The organism is Lysinibacillus sp. 2017 (assembly GCF_003073375.1).
Lineage (GTDB): Bacteria > Bacillota > Bacilli > Bacillales_A > Planococcaceae > Solibacillus.
In genome coordinates this window covers 2,449,796-2,466,874 of record NZ_CP029002.1, presented here as the reverse complement: position 1 = coordinate 2,466,874, position 17,079 = coordinate 2,449,796, and the positions used below count along the sequence as shown (strand labels likewise).

Below are 17,079 nucleotides of genomic sequence, written 5' to 3'. Positions count from 1 at the left end.
CGATTGTCAAAAGTTTTCCTTTTTTGTTTTCTCAAGTTACGGTAGGATAAATGCAGAAAATGGTTTATAGAGAGGAATAAAACATGAAAATTCGTGAACGAGGTATACTAATTGGCCAATTACAGCCAGGTAAAAAAAATTGCATAACTGATGTTGTGGGTGTGAAAGTGGGACATGTTACGCTTGATAGTCCTTTAAATGAACAAGGGGAAAAGGCTTGTACAGGTGTGACGGCCATTTTACCGCATGGCGGAAATCTATTTCAGCAAAAGGTAACAGCCGCAAGTTATGTGTTAAATGGGTTTGGGAAATCGACAGGTCTTGTACAAGTGAATGAGCTAGGTGTTATCGAATCACCGATTATGTTGACGAATACATTCGGAATACCAGCCGTTACACAAGGGACATTAGAATACTTACTTGAACAAAATGAAGAGATTGGCATTTTAACAGGGACAATAAATATCGTCGTCGGGGAATGTAATGATGGTCATTTAAATTCAATTCGTCATTGTCCCGTTTTACCAGAGCATGCAAAGGAATCCATTGAAAATGCGACGAATTCAGTGGCTGAAGAAGGCGCGGTTGGTGCAGGTAAAGGAATGATGTGCTTTGGCTACAAAGGGGGAATTGGAAGTGCTTCTAGAATCGTAGAAGTAGCGGACACGGATCAAACGTATATGCTTGGTTGTCTCGTGTTATCGAATTTTGGTTCAAGTAATGAATTTATGAAAGAGCGTTATACAACTACGAAACAGCAGGCGAATTCTACCATTGCGCCTACAGATGGGTCAATTATTATTGTATTAGCAACAGACGCCCCGCTTAGTAGTAGACAATTGACACGTGTGATTAAAAGATGCGGGATTGGGCTAGGTCGAACAGGTAGTAACTTTTCAAACGGAAGTGGTGACATTGTTATCGGCTTTACAACGGCTCATCAAATACCACATAAAACAAATGAACTTGTCGAAGCACGAGCTCAACTACGTGATGATCACCCAATGATGAATCAATTATTTACTGCAGCAGCTGAAGCAACAGAAGAAGCGATACTTAATTCAATGTCACAAGCGAAAACAACAGTAGGTAGACAAGGACATGTCGTTGAAAAATATCAATTTAATTAATTTGTTTAGGGAGGAGCAGCGAAGATTTCTTTCGCTGCTTTTTTAATGCATGCAACGTGTTTACAAAAACAAAGCACTTATTTCAATATAGAAAGCAAAATGAAAGAAAAAACTTCCACATTAGAAGTAAATATGTTATTTTATAGAATAATAACTGAAAAGTCTAAATTTTATAATAATTAGCGATCTAAATGAAGATACATAGAATTTGAGGTGTTATACAATTCTAGAAAAATATTTACACCCGATTCGAATAGGAATAGGGGCAAAAGAGCGGCCACCAATTATTGAAAATAAGGAGCCGTTAATTGAAATGTCGCCGATTGAAAATCGTTTATTTATTCGTTCTAATTATTTTGAACAAGGTATTCCGAATAGTTTGAAATCCATTTATTTACGTCAGTGTGCAGTGGAAAGATTACTTGAAGCACTGTCATATTTACCTGAGAAGTACAGTTTCATTTTGTATGATGGCTTTCGACCGTTACAAGTTCAATCGTATTTATTTGAACAAATACAACAAAATTTGCAATTAACTTATCCTAATTGGTCTTTTGAAGAAGTACAGCAAGAAACATTAAAATATGTCGCATTTCCGAGCATTGAAGAAGGGTATCCTGCTCCGCATTTAACAGGTGGGGCCATTGATTTGACACTGGGTGATGAGGCGGGCAATCCTCGTGATTTAGGAACCGATTTTGATGAAATGAATGCAAAATCAGCGACCGTCTATTTTGAAAATCATCCATTTGAAAATGAAGAAGCCTATAAAAACCGTCGCTTATTATTTCACAGTATGACACAAGCAGGTTTCCAAAATTATGAGGAAGAATGGTGGCATTATGATTTTGGAAATGTCACTTGGGCGAAGAAAGCAAACGCACAAGTCGCCGTTTATGGACCGATTATTGCGACAATCAAACAACATAAAGTAAAGGAGTATCAATTCAAATGAAAGTTTATATTAGTGCAGATATTGAAGGAATTACAGGGACGACTGTTTGGAGCGAAACAGAGTTAAATGCACCAGATTATGCGCAGTTTCAAAAGCAAATGACAAAGGAAGTACTTGCCGCGATTGAAGGTGCGATTGCTGGAGGTGCAACAGAAATTTTATTAAAAGATGCCCATGATTCGGCACGAAACATTTTATTAGAAGACCTTCCAGAAAACGTGAAAATCATTCGAGGATGGACTAATGAGCCGATGTGCATGGTTGCCGGCTTAGATGCAAGTTTTGATCGCGCTATTTTTATCGGTTATCACAGTGAAGGTGGCAGCGAACGAAACCCATTAGCACATACTCTTAGCCTACTAGCTGATGTGAAAATCAATGGGGAATATGCGAGTGAATTTATCATTAATACCTACGCCGCAGCACTTCATCACGTACCCGTTGCATTTGTCAGTGGGGATCAAGGCCTAATCGAACATATTGCACGCTATAACGAAAACATCGTGACATTTGCGACAAAAGAAGGAATTGGTTCTGCAACGATTAATGTGAGTCCACAAAAAACGTTGAACGAAACGAAGAAACTGGTCGAACATGCTATGAAAATTGACCGTGAACAACTTCAAATTGAACTACCAAAACAGTTCAAAATTGAAATTATTTATAGAGATCATATGAAAGCTTACCGTAATTCATTTTATCCTGGTGCTACTTTTAAAAAACATAATACGGTGGAATTTGAAACATCGGATTATTTTGAAGTACTAAGAATTTTACAATTTTTAACTTAAATTAACTAAACAGCAGGTGATGATATGAAAATTACGGAAATAAAAGTCGGAATAGTAGAAGCACCCCTTATTACACCGTTTAAAACCGCATTACGTACTGTACATACCATTCAGAATGTATTGGTTAAGGTTTATACAGATGATGGACAAGTTGGGTACGGCGAGGCAGCTCCCACACATGTCATTACGGGTGAAACACGCGCATCGATTCAGTACGCGATTGAGCAAGTAATTGCCCCGCTTATTACAGGGATTGAAATTGGCGAAATGGCTGTGTTAAGTGAAAAAATCGATCACTGCATCTATCAAAATACAAGTGCAAAGGCAGCAGTAGAAATGGCACTATATGATTTGTGGGCCAAAAAATACAATGCCCCGCTTTATAAATTACTGGGTGGCTATCGTCAAGAACTTACGACTGATATAACGATTAGCGTCAATGACAGTGATGAAATGGTGAAAGATAGTTTGGAAGCTGTGAAGCGCGGATTTTCAATATTAAAAGTGAAAGTCGGAAAAGATCCAATAGGGGATGTAGACCGCGTATTAGCAATTCGAAAGGCTGTTGGACAAGACATTATACTGCGCGTTGATGCCAACCAAGGCTGGACACCGAAAGAAGCGGTTCGTATTATCGGACAGCTAGAAGATCAGAATGCGCAAATTGAACTTGTTGAACAACCTGTACACTATAGTGATATTGCAGGTATGCAGTATGTAACGAATCATACGCAGACGAATATATTAGCCGATGAGAGTGTATTTTCACCTAAGCAAGCACTGGAGGTAATTGAAAAACGAGCTGCGGATTTCATTAATATTAAGCTCATGAAAACAGGCGGTATTTCTAAAGCACAAATGATTTGTAATATAGCGGAAGCGAGCGGTATAGCCTGCATGATCGGTTGTATGCTTGAAACAAAAATTAGCGTCAGTGCAGCAGCCCATTTCGCGGCAGCTAACAAAAATATTACAATGGTCGATTTAGATGGACCTAGTTTATGTGTTAGGGATCCGATTGAGGGTGGACCACGATTTGAAGGGCAATTGATTCAGATGGGCGATACACCGGGATTAGGATTTTTAATATAGATTTTAATTTTTATTGAGGTCAAAACATTAGGTGAATGGGGGAAATTATGTGAAAAAAGTATTATTAGCTTTAACATGTATGTTTGCACTTGTTTTAGCGGCATGTGGTGATTCAGATTCAAAATCAAGCACAGCGGGTGATTCAAGTAAAGCAACAGAATACCGTACAGTGTATTCAGGGGAAATTAAAACATTGAACTACTTAAAAACATCAGAAACAAATGAATTTGCAGTTGCCGCTAACTTAGTGGACGGACTTATCGAATACGATGAGTACGGCGTTGTAAAACCAGGTTTAGCAGAAACTTGGGAACCGAATGCAGATGCAACTGTTTGGACATTTAAGCTTCGCGAAGGTGTGAAGTGGGTTGACCATGATGGAAAAGAAGTAGCTGATGTTGTCGCTCAAGATTTCGTAGATGGATTAAACTATGTGCTTGATGCAGCAAACGAATCTTCAACTGCTTGGATTGCTACTGTTGTGAAAAATGGTGATGCATTCTATAACGGCGAGATGACAGATTTCTCACAAGTTGGGGTAAAAGCACTTGATGATTACACATTAGAGTACACATTAGAAGGCTCAACGCCATACTTCTTATCAATGTTAAACTATGTATGTTTCTTCCCAGTAAACGGCGAATTTTTAGCTGAAAAGGGAGCAAGTTTTGGTACTACTCGTGAAAACTTCCTATACAATGGCGCTTACATTTTAGACAAATTTGAACCACAAAATGAGCGTGTATTAGTTAAGAATAAAACATATTGGGATAAAGACGCGGTGAAAATCGATCGTATCCGTTACAAATATAACAAAGAAGCAGCAACTGTTGCTCCAGAGTTATTCTTACGTGGCGAAATCGATGGCGCAACAATTCCAACATCAATTTTAGATGAATGGTTAAATAGTGAGGATAAAAAAGATTCAGTACGTCAAAGTACTAACAACTTCTACACGTACTTCTATGCATTAAACTTCGATCCACAATATGATGCAGAGTACGAGCCAGAAAATTGGAAAGTAGCAGTAAATAATAAAGATTTCCGTAAATCGTTATATCACGCATTAGACCGCGTATCGGCTTTATTAACAGTTGAGCCTTTCAATCCAAAAGATTTAGTTTCAAATACGATTACACCGAAAAACTTCGTTGACGTTGAAGGTTTAGATTACACATTATTAGCTCCATTAAAAGCAATTACTGAATCAGATTCATTTAATGCAGATTCAGCATTAAAGCATAAAGAAGCAGCTATGACAGCTTTAGCAGGTAAAGCAACATTCCCAGTAAAAGTTGTATTACCTTACAACTCAGGTTCTCCTGAATGGGCAAACCGTTCGCAAGTAGTAGAACAACAACTTGAAAAGTTATTAGGAGCGGATTATATCGACGTTGAATTATACGCTGGTCCTGCAACTGGTTTCTTAGGGGAAGTTCGTCGTCCAGGTAAATTCTCAATGCTTGAAGCAAACTGGGGTCCAGACTTTGCTGATCCATCAACTTACACAGATCCATTTACTGTAGGTGGAACATATAACAAGCCAGAACTTGCTGAAGGCTATAACGGAGAGTACCAAGCGTTAGTAGATGCTGCAAAAGCAGAAGTAGAGCCTGCAAAACGTTATGAATTATTTGCAAAAGCGGAAGCATTTTTAATCGATGAAGCATTCGTTATTCCATACGCTGTTGGCGGTGGCGGTTATGTTGCTTCTAAACTGAATCCATTTGAATCACAATATTCACCATTTGGTGTAACAGCAGAGAAATTTAAAGGTCAGACAATCCTAGAAAAGCCAATGAGTAATGAAGAATATAAGTCTGCTAAAGAGACGTGGGAAAAAGAACGTGCAGAAGCTTTAGCAAACGCTTCAAAATAAGAGTAATTCGCGCGCTTTTTACAAGAAGTAAACTAGGAGATGACAGGAATTTTCTGCATCTCCTTTCTTTTTTAGTAATTAGTACTTCGAATTTATTTGATGAGGAGGATGGGAGCATGCTGAAATATATTGGAAAACGATTAGCGCAGTCAATTCTCACGCTATTCATTATTATTACGATTGTTTTCTCGCTGTTACGCTTAATGCCTGATGAAGGGTATTTAGGAGCAGCGGCAGAAAAAATGTCGTTAGAACAACAAGAAGTATATTTAACAAGTTTAGGGTTACGAGATCCGTTACTTGTACAGCTAGGAAACTTTTACACGAATTTAGTTCAAGGAGATCTTGGAAAATCCATTACATATCGAACAGATGTCCCAGTTGTAGATATTATTCAAGATAAAATGATGTACTCAATTTTATTTGGTTTAGGGGCCGTTATACTATCGTTACTTGTAGGTGTGCCATTAGGAATTTTGATGGCTCAATTTAAAGGGCGCTGGCTAGATCGTTTAGGAACGGGTTATATCGTCATCATCGTGGCAGTACCAGCAATGGTTTATTTCTTAATAATTCAAATGTATATTTCAGATTGGCTGAATTTGCCGATGCTATTTGATGAATACAGTCCGAAAAGCTTTATTTTACCGTTAATTTGTATGGCGCTCGGACCGATTGCTTCTTATGCGATGTGGATGCGTCGATACATGGTTGACGAATTAAACAAAGATTATATTAAGTTAGCACGTGCAAAAGGGGCAACAGAGCGGACGATTATGTTCCGACATGTGATGCGTAACGCGTTCATCCCGATGGCTCAATATTTACCTGCTACAATCCTATTTACCATTACAGGTTCTATTTATATTGAATCCTTATTCTCAATTCCAGGGATGGGTGGACTTTTAGTTGATGCAATTCAGCGTCAAGATAATAACGTTGTACAAGGACTTGTACTTGTATTTTCTTCATTAGGAATTATCGGATTAATTTTAGGGGATCTTTTAATGGCAATTGTCGACCCTCGAATTAAGTTAGGGAAGGGAGATAGTGTACGCTAATGGGCTTATTTACAAAAGAAATTCAGAATATTTCGGAAAAATCAAATGAACAATTATTTGAATTCGCAGGAGTAGATGATGCGAAAGCAGAAGAAACCGCTTATTCAAATTATTCTTATTGGCGTTCTACATTCCGTTCTTTCTTAAAAAATAAAATCGCCGTATTTTTACTGATCTTTGTGGTCGTATTAATTGTGTTTACGTTTCTCCAACCGTATTTACCAGATCAAAAATCACCAACGGAAATTTACATTAATCCTGAGACAAGTATGCAAGACCGTAATGTCGCTCCAAATGATGAATATATTTTCGGGACGAATTCAATTGGGCAAGATTTATGGTCACGTATTTGGCAAGGAACACGTACATCCTTATTCATCGGCTTTAGTGTTGCAATTATCGAGGTAATTATCGGCTTTACGATTGGTGCTTTATGGGGCTATTCTCGAAAACTCGAATTACCGATTACACAGCTCTATAACATTATGGATAATATCCCGACAACAATCGTACTTATTTTAATGGCGTATATTTTACGTCCAGGTATTTCGACGATTATTATCGCAATGTGTATTACTGGATGGGTAGAAATGGCACGATTTTTACGAAATCAAATCGTCATTTTACGTGATCGTGAATACAATTTAGCATCGAAAACACTTGGGACACCTGGTTATAAAATCATTTTGAAAAACCTATTACCATACTTAATTTCAGTAATTATGCTGCGCATGAGCTTAGCGGTACCAGCTGCGATTGGCGCGGAAGTATTTTTAACATATATCGGGTTAGGGTTGCCAGTAAGCGAACCGTCTTTAGGGAATTTAATTAATGAGGGACGTGTACTGATGATGTCTCCAGATTTACGTTACCAATTAATTTTCCCGAGTATTGTACTAAGTGTTATTACAATTGCCTTTTATATTATCGGAAATGCGTTTGCGGATGCAGCTGATCCAAAAAATCATGTATAAGGAGGATGGCGTTAAATGGAGCGAGAAAAAATCTTATCAATTGAAAATTTAGTTATAAAGTTTAAATTGCGCGGTCAAACATTAACGGCCATTCGAGATATTTCACTCGATTTATATAAAGGGGAAAGCCTTGCGATTGTAGGGGAATCTGGCTCAGGTAAATCGGTTTTAGTGAAATCAATCATGGGATTACTTGATAAAAATGGCTTTATCGATTCAGGAAAAATTTTATATGATGGCCATGACTTATCCAAGTTTAAATCAGAGAAGGATTGGCTAAAAGTGCGCGGTAAAAAAATTGCGATGGTCACACAAGATCCAATGACATCATTAAACCCATTAAAAACAATTGGGAAACAAATTGAAGAAAGTGTTGTACTTCATCAAGGGTTAAAAGGAAAAGACGCCTACGAAGTAACGTTGCAGCTACTTCGTGATGTTGGAATTCAAGATGTAGAACGTCGCTATAAGCAATACCCCCATGAGTTTTCAGGAGGGATGCGTCAACGAATTGTCATTGCAATAGCCGTTGCGTGTAATCCGCAAATTTTAATTTGTGATGAGCCAACGACAGCACTCGATGTAACCATTCAAGCACAAATCTTGCAGCTGTTAACGAACTTACAGGAGAAATATTTATTAACGACGATTTACATTACGCATGATTTAGGGGTTGTTGCAAAGGTAGCAGATCGTATCGCAGTTATGTATGCAGGAGATATTATCGAAGTGGGGCAAGCAAATGAAGTGTTCTTTAACGCGAAACATCCATATACTTGGGCATTGATTTCCTCGTTACCACAACTAGGTGTGAAGGGGGAAGAACTTTATTCGATTAAAGGAACACCACCTAACCTTTTCAAAGAGATTAAAGGGGATGCATTTGCGCCCCGCAATCAATATGCTCTAAAAATTGATTTTGTAGAACGTCCGCCATTCTTTAAAGTGTCGGATACGCATTTTGCTCGTACGTGGTTACTCGATCCAAAAGCGCCGAAAGTAGACCCTCCAGAAGTGTTACAAGCCTTTTTTGAAGAAGGGAGACGATACGCAAATGAGTAAGCAGTCGAGAGAAAAACTAATTGAAGTTAAAAATATAGATATTGTTTTCGGAAGCGGAAAAAAGCAATTTAAAGCCGTAGATAATGTGAGCTTTGATATTTATAAGGGTGAAACATTTGGTCTTGTTGGCGAATCAGGTTCTGGTAAAACGACAATTGGTCGTGCCATTATGCGCATTAATCCTGTAACAAATGGTGAAATCTTATTCCATGGAGAAAAAATTAATGGCCGCATAACGCGCGCATGGGATAAAGAAATTACACAGCGTATTCAAATGATTTTCCAAGATCCAGGTGCATCTTTAAATGAACGCGCGAAAGTCGATTACATTATTTCAGAAGGTCTAATAAGCAACAAAAAATATAGTAATGAGGAACAACGTGTTGAAAAGGTGAAAAAGGCATTACTTGAAGTAGGGCTTTTACCTGAATTTGCTTCACGCTTTCCACATGAGTTTTCAGGGGGGCAAAGACAGCGAATTGGCATTGCCCGAGCACTTGTAATGGAACCCGAATTTATCGTGGCTGATGAACCAATCTCCGCGCTAGACGTATCAATTCGTGCGCAAGTATTGAATTTGTTATCAAGCTTACAGGAACAACGAGAGTTAACTTATTTATTTATCGCACATGATTTATCGATTGTTCGTTTTATTACTGACCGTACTGCAGTTATTTATAAAGGCCAAATCGTGGAGTTAGGGGAAACAGAAAAATTATTCAATAATCCGTTACACCCTTATACAAAGGCATTACTCGCTGCAGTGCCAGAGCCGAATCCGTTCAAAGAGCGCCAAAAGAAATTGCAAGTGTACGATCCGTCTGTACATCAATATGAAATGGATCCGCCACAATTTGTTGAAATTGAAGAAGGGCATTTTGTGTTAGCAAATAAAGAAGAACAGGAACGCTATAAAGAGCAAATCAATCTAGGAGGGGTAGCGTTATGAGTATAGTCATTCCAAAGGCACTTAAAAAGGGAGATACCGTTGCGCTCATTAGTGCTTCAGGTGCAACACCAACTGAACGCCTTCAACCGGCGATCGAAGCAGTTGAAAAGCTTGGATTCCATGTTGTTGTAGGAGAAACATGTCGTGCACGTCATGGTTATTTAGCGGGATCAGATGCATTACGTGCTGCTGAATTAAATGCGATGTTTGCAAATCCTGAAATCGACGGCATTTTCTGTATTCGCGGTGGTTACGGGGCGACACGAATTTTACCATTATTAGATTTAGAGCTCATTAAAAATAATCCGAAAGTTTTTGTTGGCTATAGCGATGTTACAGCATTGCATATTGTATTCAATCAGCATTGTAATTTTGTAACGTATCACACTCCAATGCCATCAACGGAATTTATTAAAGACCAGATGGATGATTACACATGGGATTACTTTATCAATAGCGTGACAAACACAGCTTGGAGCGATTATCTGTTAGAGAATGTTGTTGGTGAAGAAATGATTACCCTTTCGCCAGGAACAGCAACAGGTAAACTTACAGGCGGAAATTTAACGCTTGTTGCCGCTTCTTTGGGTACACCATATGAAATTGATTTAAATGGAAAAATTTTATTTTTAGAAGATATCGATGAAAACGTACAGCGAATTGACCGTATGTTAACGCAATTACAATTGTCAGGAAAGCTTGATGGATTAGCGGGAATCCTACTTGGCGCATGGACAGATTGTGGTCCAATGGATACGAAAAATCCAGAAAATAATTTAAGTTTAGAAACGGTCTTTGACGAAATTTTAGCCCCACTGAACATTCCAATTTTAATGAATGTCACTTGTGGGCATGTGCTACCAACGATGTCTTTGCCACTTGGAAAAACTGTAACAGTGGATACTTCGAATAAAACAATTCGTGTTATAGGTTAAGCCGATGAATGAAATTATCCAGCAATTTATTGAAAATAGTTCTTATAAAATTCATACGGTTGTTCAAGACTATGAAACAGATGAAGTGCTCGTTCATATTCGTGCCGATGAGGTTTTTAGTAGTGCAAGTGTAATAAAAGTGCCAATTTTAATCGCTATTTTGCATCATTTACAACAAAAAGGTGGAGACTTACAGCAAGTGCTAACGATTGCCTCTGAAAATGTCGTTGAGTTTAGTGTCATCACGGAACAGCAGCAAACTTCAGCTACATTGTATGAACTATTAACATGGATGATTATTACGAGTGATAATACAGCTACAAATGAATGCATAGACTTCTTAGGGATGGATGAATTCAATCGTTATTTTAAAGAAATTGGTTTAAGCAATACGGTTGTTCAACGAAAGATGATGGACTTCGAGCGTCAGCAACTTGGTCTTGATAATGAGACGTCAGCACGAGATATGCAACATTTGTTTAAGCTAATCTATGAAGGTAAATTGCTTGAACCAAAGTGGAATGACATCGCCATCGATATTTTATGTAGGCAACGAAGTCAAGATTCCTTAAAGCGCTATCTTTTAGAGCCAGTGAAAATGGCGCATAAAACAGGGGGCCTTGATACGGTTGATCATGATGTAGGCATTGTGTATACAGATGGGACCGCTTATTTTATTGGTGTTTTTATTACAGAAGTAACCAATAACGAAAAGGCAAAACAGGAAATTGGTCTTATTTCAAAAATGGTTTATGAACATGTTGTGAATAAGGGGGGAAGGACTTGAATGCAGTAGTCAATGTGATGATTGCAAATTTACATGATAAAGCAGATGTTTTATCAGAGCTAGTTGATGAAGCATTGTACGGAATGCCTGTAGAAGTGTTAGAAGATGTGGATGACAAGTGGGTTCGGATTCGTACATTTTATCGTTATGAAGGGTTTACTTTAAAAGAAAATTTAGACCTAAACAGTGAAACGTTAACTGCTTGGAATGCCGATGCTAATGATGTTGTCATTGAAAGTTTTGCAGATGTATTAACTGCACCTAAAATTCAAAGCGCTAAAATCATGACGTTAACACGAGGTGCATTTATTCAAGTGGTGGAAGAGGCTGGTATTGAAAAAGGCTGGTCAAAAGTACAGCTCGTATCAGGTGAATGTGGGTATGTACGATCGGATTGGGTGCAAAATCGTGTGAAAGTATATACGACAACCGAAGATTTATTCCGCCAGCAAGTCGTACAAACGGCTTTGCGTTATTTAGGAACACCTTATCGATGGGGTGGAAAATCACCTTTAGGAATTGACTGCTCTGGTCTTTGTTCGATGGCGTATATGTTAAATGGGGCTTATATTTATCGTGATGCGAAAATAATTGACGGTTTCCCGTTACGTGAAATAACACTGGAACAGATGAAACGCGGGGATTTAATTTTCTTCCCTGGGCATGTAGCGATGTATATAGGCGATGATCATTATATTCACTCATCACTTGGTGGCAATGAAGTGAATGTGAATAGTTTAAATCCACATGAAGAAAACTACCGAGAAGATTTGGCGACGACGATTACAGGTGTTGCCAGTTTATTTTAAAAAAAGGTGATTCAGAGGAAATTTATTTTCCTACGAATCACCTTTTAATTAGAAGTTTTTACGAATCCATTCGTTTGCTTCGAGCCAGTTTGTGACACGAATGACGTTTGAAGGAATCGGTTTTTGATTGTATGGCGTATCGAATAAAACAACAGGGATGTTAAGTTCCTCTGCAATTTCAACGGCATTATCATGCTTGTCCTCGAAAAATGCTTCCACATGATATTTTTTAGCGACTTCGATTTTTTTATGACTGCCAATTAGTTCGATATGATCATACGGCACATGACAGGCATCAAACCAATTTTTCGTAATATCGAATACATTGTTACCGCGGGCGGAAATGTAGTAAAGTTCGTACTGCTTTTGCCAGTCACTTAATATAGGCTGTGCATGAGCAGCTAACTCGCTTACTTCATACATATAAGGTTCATTTTCTTCAAACCATGTTTGAAATTCCGCACGATCAACAGGATGTGGAAACCCGCTTAAAAAATCGTATTCCGTTACATCTTGTAGCGTCATATTAATATTATACTGGCGATTAATATGAGGGATTAATGTAGCGGGACTAGTAACCGTCCCATCAATATCAATGCCAAATCGATGTTTTGTAGCAGTCATTTCCAAAATCCCCTATTCTATGCGTTGGCGTTTGCTTCTGCTTCACGTTTTTCTACCATTTCAGCAGCTAATTTATCGATTTCTTTTTTCAGTTCTTCTACCATTGTTGCTTCTGGTACTTTACGGACTGTTTTGCCTTTCATGAACAGTAAGCCTTCACCGCGAGCACCTGCGATACCGATATCGGCTTCGCGTGCTTCACCAGGACCATTTACTGCGCAACCAAGAACGGCAACTTTTAAAGGTACATTTAATTTTGAAATGTATTCTTCTACTTCGTTTGCAATTGAAATTAAATCGATTTCAATACGACCGCAAGTCGGGCAAGAAATTAATGTAGCCATGTTTGATGCTAAGCCGAATGATTTTAAAAGTTCACGTGCAACTTTAATTTCTTCTACTGGATCCGCTGATAATGAAATACGTAGTGTATTCCCAATACCTTTTGAAAGGATAGCACCAAGACCAGCAGCAGATTTCACTGTACCAGCAAATAATGTTCCTGATTCTGTAATACCTAAGTGAAGTGGGTAATCAAATGCTTTTGATGCTTTTTCATACGCTTCAATGGCAAGGTTTACGTCAGAAGCTTTCATTGACACGATAATATCGTGGAAATCAAGGTCTTCTAAAATTTTAATATGATGTAAAGCGGATTCAACCATACCATCAGCAGTAGGGTATCCGTATTTTTCAAGGATGTGGCGTTCTAAAGAACCAGCATTTACCCCGATGCGAATAGGAATACCTTTTGCTTTTGCCGCATTGACAACCGCTTCTACTTTTTCACGGCGACCGATATTACCTGGGTTAATACGAACTTTGTCGATACCGCCCTCAATCGCAAGTAATGCTAATTTGTAATCAAAGTGAATATCCGCTACTAACGGGATATTAATTTGTTTTTTAATTTCTGGAATAGCTAATGCAGCGCGTTCATCTGGAACAGCCACACGTACAATTTGACATCCAGCCTCTTCTAAACGCTTAATTTCAGCAACAGTTGCTTCAACATCATGCGTTTTTGTAGTACACATACTTTGGATAATGACTTCGTTATTACCACCTATTGTTAAATTACCGACACGCACTGGACGTGTTTTCGTACGGTGAACGATTTCACTCATGAAAATTCTCTCCTTCTCAGGCTTTTAAATGTCTGTCATCACAATTTGTGACGAATTTTTTATGTAAGCCATCACTCAACCATTATTTTATCAGTGTATGAAACGAAGAACAAGGAAGAAACGCTAGGATTTCATTTTGAACAAGTTTCTTTCGATGTTAGACGTAATGGAATTAAAATAGTTTCGCCTGCAACAAGTGTTTGTAATTGTAAGTGCGGATTTAACTCATAAAACTTTGAAAGTCTTTCAGGAAAAGTCATGTGTATAGGGGATGGAGTTGCGGAAAACAAACTATAAATGGTATCGTCTTCCATTACCTGAACGGATACGTAAGAAAATTCTTCTTTAGGTTCACAGGGAATTGTTTCGTTATAAAAGGATGCGAGTGGAATGGTCCCTTCCTGTAAATCTACTTTTATCACAAAGACCAGCATGACAAGTAAAATGGAAGCTAGTAAAAAGCGCATAAAAAATCCCTCCGTCTCCTCTGAAATTCATTAAAAAATCTATTAATAAATTATATGTTGGACGAAAGGATTCATGTGTTATTTTGAAAGTGGATATTTTGTTAAAGCGATGATAATAAAGAGCATCGTAACAAATATACTTAATAGTGTCATAAAAGTTGAGGGAATTGGGAATAGATTACCGAACATTGTTAGCAATGTTGACCATGTACATGCAAATACAGCTGTACGCCACACTTGTCGATATTCACCTCGGCGTTTCATTGGCTTGATAAAAAACAGACCCGCGAGTGCATAAAGGCTGACTTTAATAAAATAGATAAGGGTATTCATGACAAATAAAAAAACGACTGCAATCGGATAAACGAGCCATTGAATACTTTCAATGTATTGTTCGATTTCAGCATAGCCAAAAATCTCATCCGCACCGGTATTAATAAATTGTCCAAATGAAAATGCGGTTAAAAGGGCAATCATTAAGAAAGCGTATTGCATGACTTTTCCAATAGAAAGAATTCGGTAAGCACCGAGTTTTTTTGGATTTGATAAACTATCAATAAATAATTGTATGTGTGAAATTTTCATATGTACTAAACTCCTTTTGTCAGTAGTTTAACATGAAAATTCTAGTAAATGTACCGCTTCATTGGAAAATGAAACTTTTTCGAAAAGCCTTTCGTATAATTGTTAGGTTAAAAGAAAGGTGTGAAACTTTTGGATATTATCGCATGGATTATTATACTTGCACTATTTGTTATTGCATTTATTGGATTGGTGTATCCTATTATTCCGTCTGTATTATTTTTACTTGGCGGATTTATTGCCTATGGATTATTTTATAGCTTTAGCGATCTGCCATGGTGGTTCTGGGTTATTGAACTGTTGTTTGTCGCATTATTATTTGTCGCAGATTCGATTTCCAACTGGATCGGCGTAAAAAAGTTCGGTGGTTCAAAAGCGGGTATATGGGGGAGTACCATTGGGTTACTTGTGGGACCATTTGTCATTCCGTTTGCAGGGATTATTGCGGGACCTTTCATTGGCGCGATACTCGGTGAACTCATCTTTGCACGTACAAATTTGAAACAAGCCATTAAAGTTGGTGTTGGCTCTGTAATTGGATTTTTAACATCTGTGGTGACAAAAGCAGTGATTCAGATCATTATGATTATTATCTTTTTTATCGCGCTATAACTGGAGAATCGACTACCGGTAATCGTCCGATTGATGAAGGCTAACAATAAGCGAGAACTTCTACTAATTGAAGATTCACTTTATTGCAATTCAGGAGTGCAATTAATTGTAAATAGAGGCTATCTTGTCGTACACTAAGTATGGAAAAGATTACAATGGTTTGCAAATGGAGAATTTAGTTTATATTTCCGTCAAAAGGCTGAAATGTTGATTTTGCTATATTTTTCATTGAAGCGCACTCTTTTTTTTGATAACCTAGTATTGTAATCAACATTAAATTATTGTTCCTGGGAGGAATTCACAATGGCTTACGAATTACCAAAATTATCTTACGCTTATGACGCATTAGAACCACATATCGATGCAAAAACAATGGAAATCCATCACACTAAACACCACAACACTTATGTAACAAACTTAAACGCTGCTGTAGAAGGCACTGAGTTTGCGGACAAAGATATCAACGAACTTATCGCTGACATCAACGCTTTACCAGCTGACAAACAAACTGCAGTACGTAACAATGGTGGCGGTCACGCTAACCACTCATTATTCTGGGAAGTAATCGCTCCAGGCGGTTCTAACACTCCAGTAGGCGAAGTAGCTAAAGCTATCGACGCTAAATTCGGTTCTTTCGAAGCTTTCAAAGAAGAGTTCGCTAAAGCTGCAACTACTCGTTTCGGTTCAGGTTGGGCTTGGTTAATCGTTGACGGTGACGGCGTTGCTGTAACTTCAACTCCAAACCAAGACTCTCCAGTAATGGAAGGCAAAACTCCAATTTTAGGCTTAGACGTATGGGAACATGCTTACTACTTAAACTACCAAAACCGTCGTCCAGACTACATCGGTGGTTTCTGGAACGTAGTAAACTGGGACGTAGTAGAATCTAAATTCCAAGCTGCTAAATAATATGCGAGAAGTTTTCTTCAACTATTAGGTATCTCAGTTTGCGACGAAAGCGAAGCGACAGGAGCACTTCTGGGACGTAGTAGAAGCTAAATTCCAAGCTGCTAAATAATTTTATATTTATAAAATAATATTAGCTTATAGAAACGCATGAAAAGTGTACAACTTCTCATGCGTTTTTTTTCGTTGTTAAGGAAATTATAAATCCATCGTATTGTGGATAATTTTTAAATAAAGCATATCTCACGTCTAGGCTAAAGCGCCAGCCCCTCGAGCTTTTCGACCCCTCCGTTGATGCGTGATAGAACGTTTACTTTCTTGTCGGGTCCTCCAAAGC

General features: G+C 38.1%; 18 protein-coding genes. 14 read left to right on the top strand and 4 right to left on the bottom strand.

Annotated features, from left to right (window positions below; all coding sequences use genetic code 11):
• The first annotated feature begins 83 nt into the window (after positions 1-83).
• From DCE79_RS12020 to DCE79_RS11965, 12 genes are all read left to right on the top strand, one after another.
• Positions 84-1,130 (top strand): DmpA family aminopeptidase, encoded by a 1,047-nt coding sequence (locus tag DCE79_RS12020; protein ID WP_108713276.1) that lies wholly within the window; start codon positions 84-86, stop codon positions 1,128-1,130.
• A 208-nt stretch (positions 1,131-1,338) separates the two neighbouring features.
• Positions 1,339-2,085, top strand: coding sequence for a M15 family metallopeptidase (locus tag DCE79_RS12015; RefSeq protein ID WP_234417263.1), 747 nt, complete (start codon positions 1,339-1,341; stop codon positions 2,083-2,085).
• A complete protein-coding gene (locus DCE79_RS12010) occupies positions 2,082-2,876 on the top strand; it encodes a M55 family metallopeptidase (protein WP_108713274.1) in 795 nt (264 codons plus the stop codon). Before DCE79_RS12015 ends, DCE79_RS12010 begins: the two co-directional genes overlap by 4 nt.
• A 24-nt stretch (positions 2,877-2,900) precedes the next feature.
• A complete protein-coding gene (locus DCE79_RS12005) occupies positions 2,901-3,968 on the top strand; it encodes a dipeptide epimerase (protein ID WP_108713273.1) in 1,068 nt (355 codons plus the stop codon).
• A 49-nt stretch (positions 3,969-4,017) separates the two neighbouring features.
• Complete coding sequence (locus DCE79_RS12000) at positions 4,018-5,847, top strand: peptide ABC transporter substrate-binding protein (protein WP_108713272.1); 1,830 nt, start codon at positions 4,018-4,020, stop codon at positions 5,845-5,847.
• A 116-nt stretch (positions 5,848-5,963) separates the two neighbouring features.
• Positions 5,964-6,908, top strand: coding sequence for an ABC transporter permease (locus DCE79_RS11995; RefSeq protein ID WP_108713271.1), 945 nt, complete (start codon positions 5,964-5,966; stop codon positions 6,906-6,908).
• The gene (locus DCE79_RS11990; RefSeq protein WP_108713270.1) at positions 6,908-7,882 is read left to right on the top strand and encodes an ABC transporter permease; all 975 of its coding nucleotides are present in this window, start codon (positions 6,908-6,910) and stop codon (positions 7,880-7,882) included. The genes DCE79_RS11995 and DCE79_RS11990 overlap by 1 nt, the downstream gene beginning before the upstream one ends.
• A 15-nt stretch (positions 7,883-7,897) precedes the next feature.
• A complete protein-coding gene (locus DCE79_RS11985; protein ID WP_108713269.1) occupies positions 7,898-8,944 on the top strand; it encodes an ABC transporter ATP-binding protein in 1,047 nt (348 codons plus the stop codon).
• Positions 8,937-9,893, top strand: coding sequence for an oligopeptide/dipeptide ABC transporter ATP-binding protein (locus DCE79_RS11980; protein ID WP_108713268.1), 957 nt, complete (start codon positions 8,937-8,939; stop codon positions 9,891-9,893). Before DCE79_RS11985 ends, DCE79_RS11980 begins: the two co-directional genes overlap by 8 nt.
• Positions 9,890-10,828 (top strand): S66 peptidase family protein, encoded by a 939-nt coding sequence (locus DCE79_RS11975; protein WP_108713267.1) that lies wholly within the window; start codon positions 9,890-9,892, stop codon positions 10,826-10,828. The genes DCE79_RS11980 and DCE79_RS11975 overlap by 4 nt, the downstream gene beginning before the upstream one ends.
• A 4-nt stretch (positions 10,829-10,832) precedes the next feature.
• Positions 10,833-11,615 (top strand): serine hydrolase, encoded by a 783-nt coding sequence (locus DCE79_RS11970; protein ID WP_108713266.1) that lies wholly within the window; start codon positions 10,833-10,835, stop codon positions 11,613-11,615.
• On the top strand, positions 11,612-12,424 hold the full coding sequence (locus tag DCE79_RS11965; protein ID WP_108713265.1) for a C40 family peptidase: 813 nt from the start codon (positions 11,612-11,614) through the stop codon (positions 12,422-12,424). Before DCE79_RS11970 ends, DCE79_RS11965 begins: the two co-directional genes overlap by 4 nt.
• Before the next feature lie 48 nt (positions 12,425-12,472).
• On the opposite strand, the gene DCE79_RS11960 is transcribed toward DCE79_RS11965, so the two are convergent.
• The 4 genes from DCE79_RS11960 to DCE79_RS11945 form a co-directional block, all read right to left on the bottom strand.
• Entirely contained in the window at positions 12,473-13,048 is a 576-nt protein-coding gene (locus tag DCE79_RS11960; RefSeq protein WP_108713264.1) for a hypothetical protein, read from the bottom strand.
• 17 nt (positions 13,049-13,065) lie between these two features.
• Positions 13,066-14,175, bottom strand: coding sequence for a flavodoxin-dependent (E)-4-hydroxy-3-methylbut-2-enyl-diphosphate synthase (gene ispG, locus DCE79_RS11955; RefSeq protein WP_108713263.1), 1,110 nt, complete (start codon positions 14,173-14,175; stop codon positions 13,066-13,068).
• Between the two features lie 131 nt (positions 14,176-14,306).
• Positions 14,307-14,642: a hypothetical protein gene (locus DCE79_RS11950; RefSeq protein WP_108713262.1), complete on the bottom strand. Its 336-nt coding sequence runs from the start codon at positions 14,640-14,642 to the stop codon at positions 14,307-14,309.
• A gap of 78 nt (positions 14,643-14,720) precedes the next feature.
• Complete coding sequence (locus DCE79_RS11945) at positions 14,721-15,227, bottom strand: DUF1189 family protein (RefSeq protein ID WP_108713261.1); 507 nt, start codon at positions 15,225-15,227, stop codon at positions 14,721-14,723.
• 129 nt (positions 15,228-15,356) lie between these two features.
• On the opposite strand from DCE79_RS11945, the gene DCE79_RS11940 reads away from it, so the two are divergent.
• Both DCE79_RS11940 and DCE79_RS11935 read left to right on the top strand, forming a co-directional pair.
• Complete coding sequence (locus DCE79_RS11940; protein ID WP_108713260.1) at positions 15,357-15,836, top strand: DUF456 domain-containing protein; 480 nt, start codon at positions 15,357-15,359, stop codon at positions 15,834-15,836.
• A 303-nt stretch (positions 15,837-16,139) separates the two neighbouring features.
• Positions 16,140-16,745 (top strand): superoxide dismutase, encoded by a 606-nt coding sequence (locus DCE79_RS11935; RefSeq protein ID WP_108713259.1) that lies wholly within the window; start codon positions 16,140-16,142, stop codon positions 16,743-16,745.
• Positions 16,746-17,079 lie beyond the last annotated feature (334 nt).

Excerpts from the sequence above, each read along its gene's own strand:
- DCE79_RS11995 (WP_108713271.1), top strand. The coding sequence starts at position 5,964 with ATGCTGAAATATATTGGAAAACGATTAGCGCAGTCAATTCTCACGCTA.
- DCE79_RS11945 (WP_108713261.1), bottom strand. The coding sequence starts at position 15,227 with ATGAAAATTTCACACATACAATTATTTATTGATAGTTTATCAAATCCA.
- DCE79_RS11935 (WP_108713259.1), top strand. The coding sequence starts at position 16,140 with ATGGCTTACGAATTACCAAAATTATCTTACGCTTATGACGCATTAGAA.
- DCE79_RS11985 (WP_108713269.1), top strand. The coding sequence starts at position 7,898 with ATGGAGCGAGAAAAAATCTTATCAATTGAAAATTTAGTTATAAAGTTT.
- DCE79_RS11950 (WP_108713262.1), bottom strand. The coding sequence starts at position 14,642 with ATGCGCTTTTTACTAGCTTCCATTTTACTTGTCATGCTGGTCTTTGTG.
- DCE79_RS11990 (WP_108713270.1), top strand. The coding sequence starts at position 6,908 with ATGGGCTTATTTACAAAAGAAATTCAGAATATTTCGGAAAAATCAAAT.
- ispG (WP_108713263.1), bottom strand. The coding sequence starts at position 14,175 with ATGAGTGAAATCGTTCACCGTACGAAAACACGTCCAGTGCGTGTCGGT.
- DCE79_RS11960 (WP_108713264.1), bottom strand. The coding sequence starts at position 13,048 with ATGACTGCTACAAAACATCGATTTGGCATTGATATTGATGGGACGGTT.
- DCE79_RS12020 (WP_108713276.1), top strand. The coding sequence starts at position 84 with ATGAAAATTCGTGAACGAGGTATACTAATTGGCCAATTACAGCCAGGT.
- DCE79_RS11980 (WP_108713268.1), top strand. The coding sequence starts at position 8,937 with ATGAGTAAGCAGTCGAGAGAAAAACTAATTGAAGTTAAAAATATAGAT.
- DCE79_RS12010 (WP_108713274.1), top strand. The coding sequence starts at position 2,082 with ATGAAAGTTTATATTAGTGCAGATATTGAAGGAATTACAGGGACGACT.
- DCE79_RS11970 (WP_108713266.1), top strand. The coding sequence starts at position 10,833 with ATGAATGAAATTATCCAGCAATTTATTGAAAATAGTTCTTATAAAATT.
- DCE79_RS11975 (WP_108713267.1), top strand. The coding sequence starts at position 9,890 with ATGAGTATAGTCATTCCAAAGGCACTTAAAAAGGGAGATACCGTTGCG.
- DCE79_RS12005 (WP_108713273.1), top strand. The coding sequence starts at position 2,901 with ATGAAAATTACGGAAATAAAAGTCGGAATAGTAGAAGCACCCCTTATT.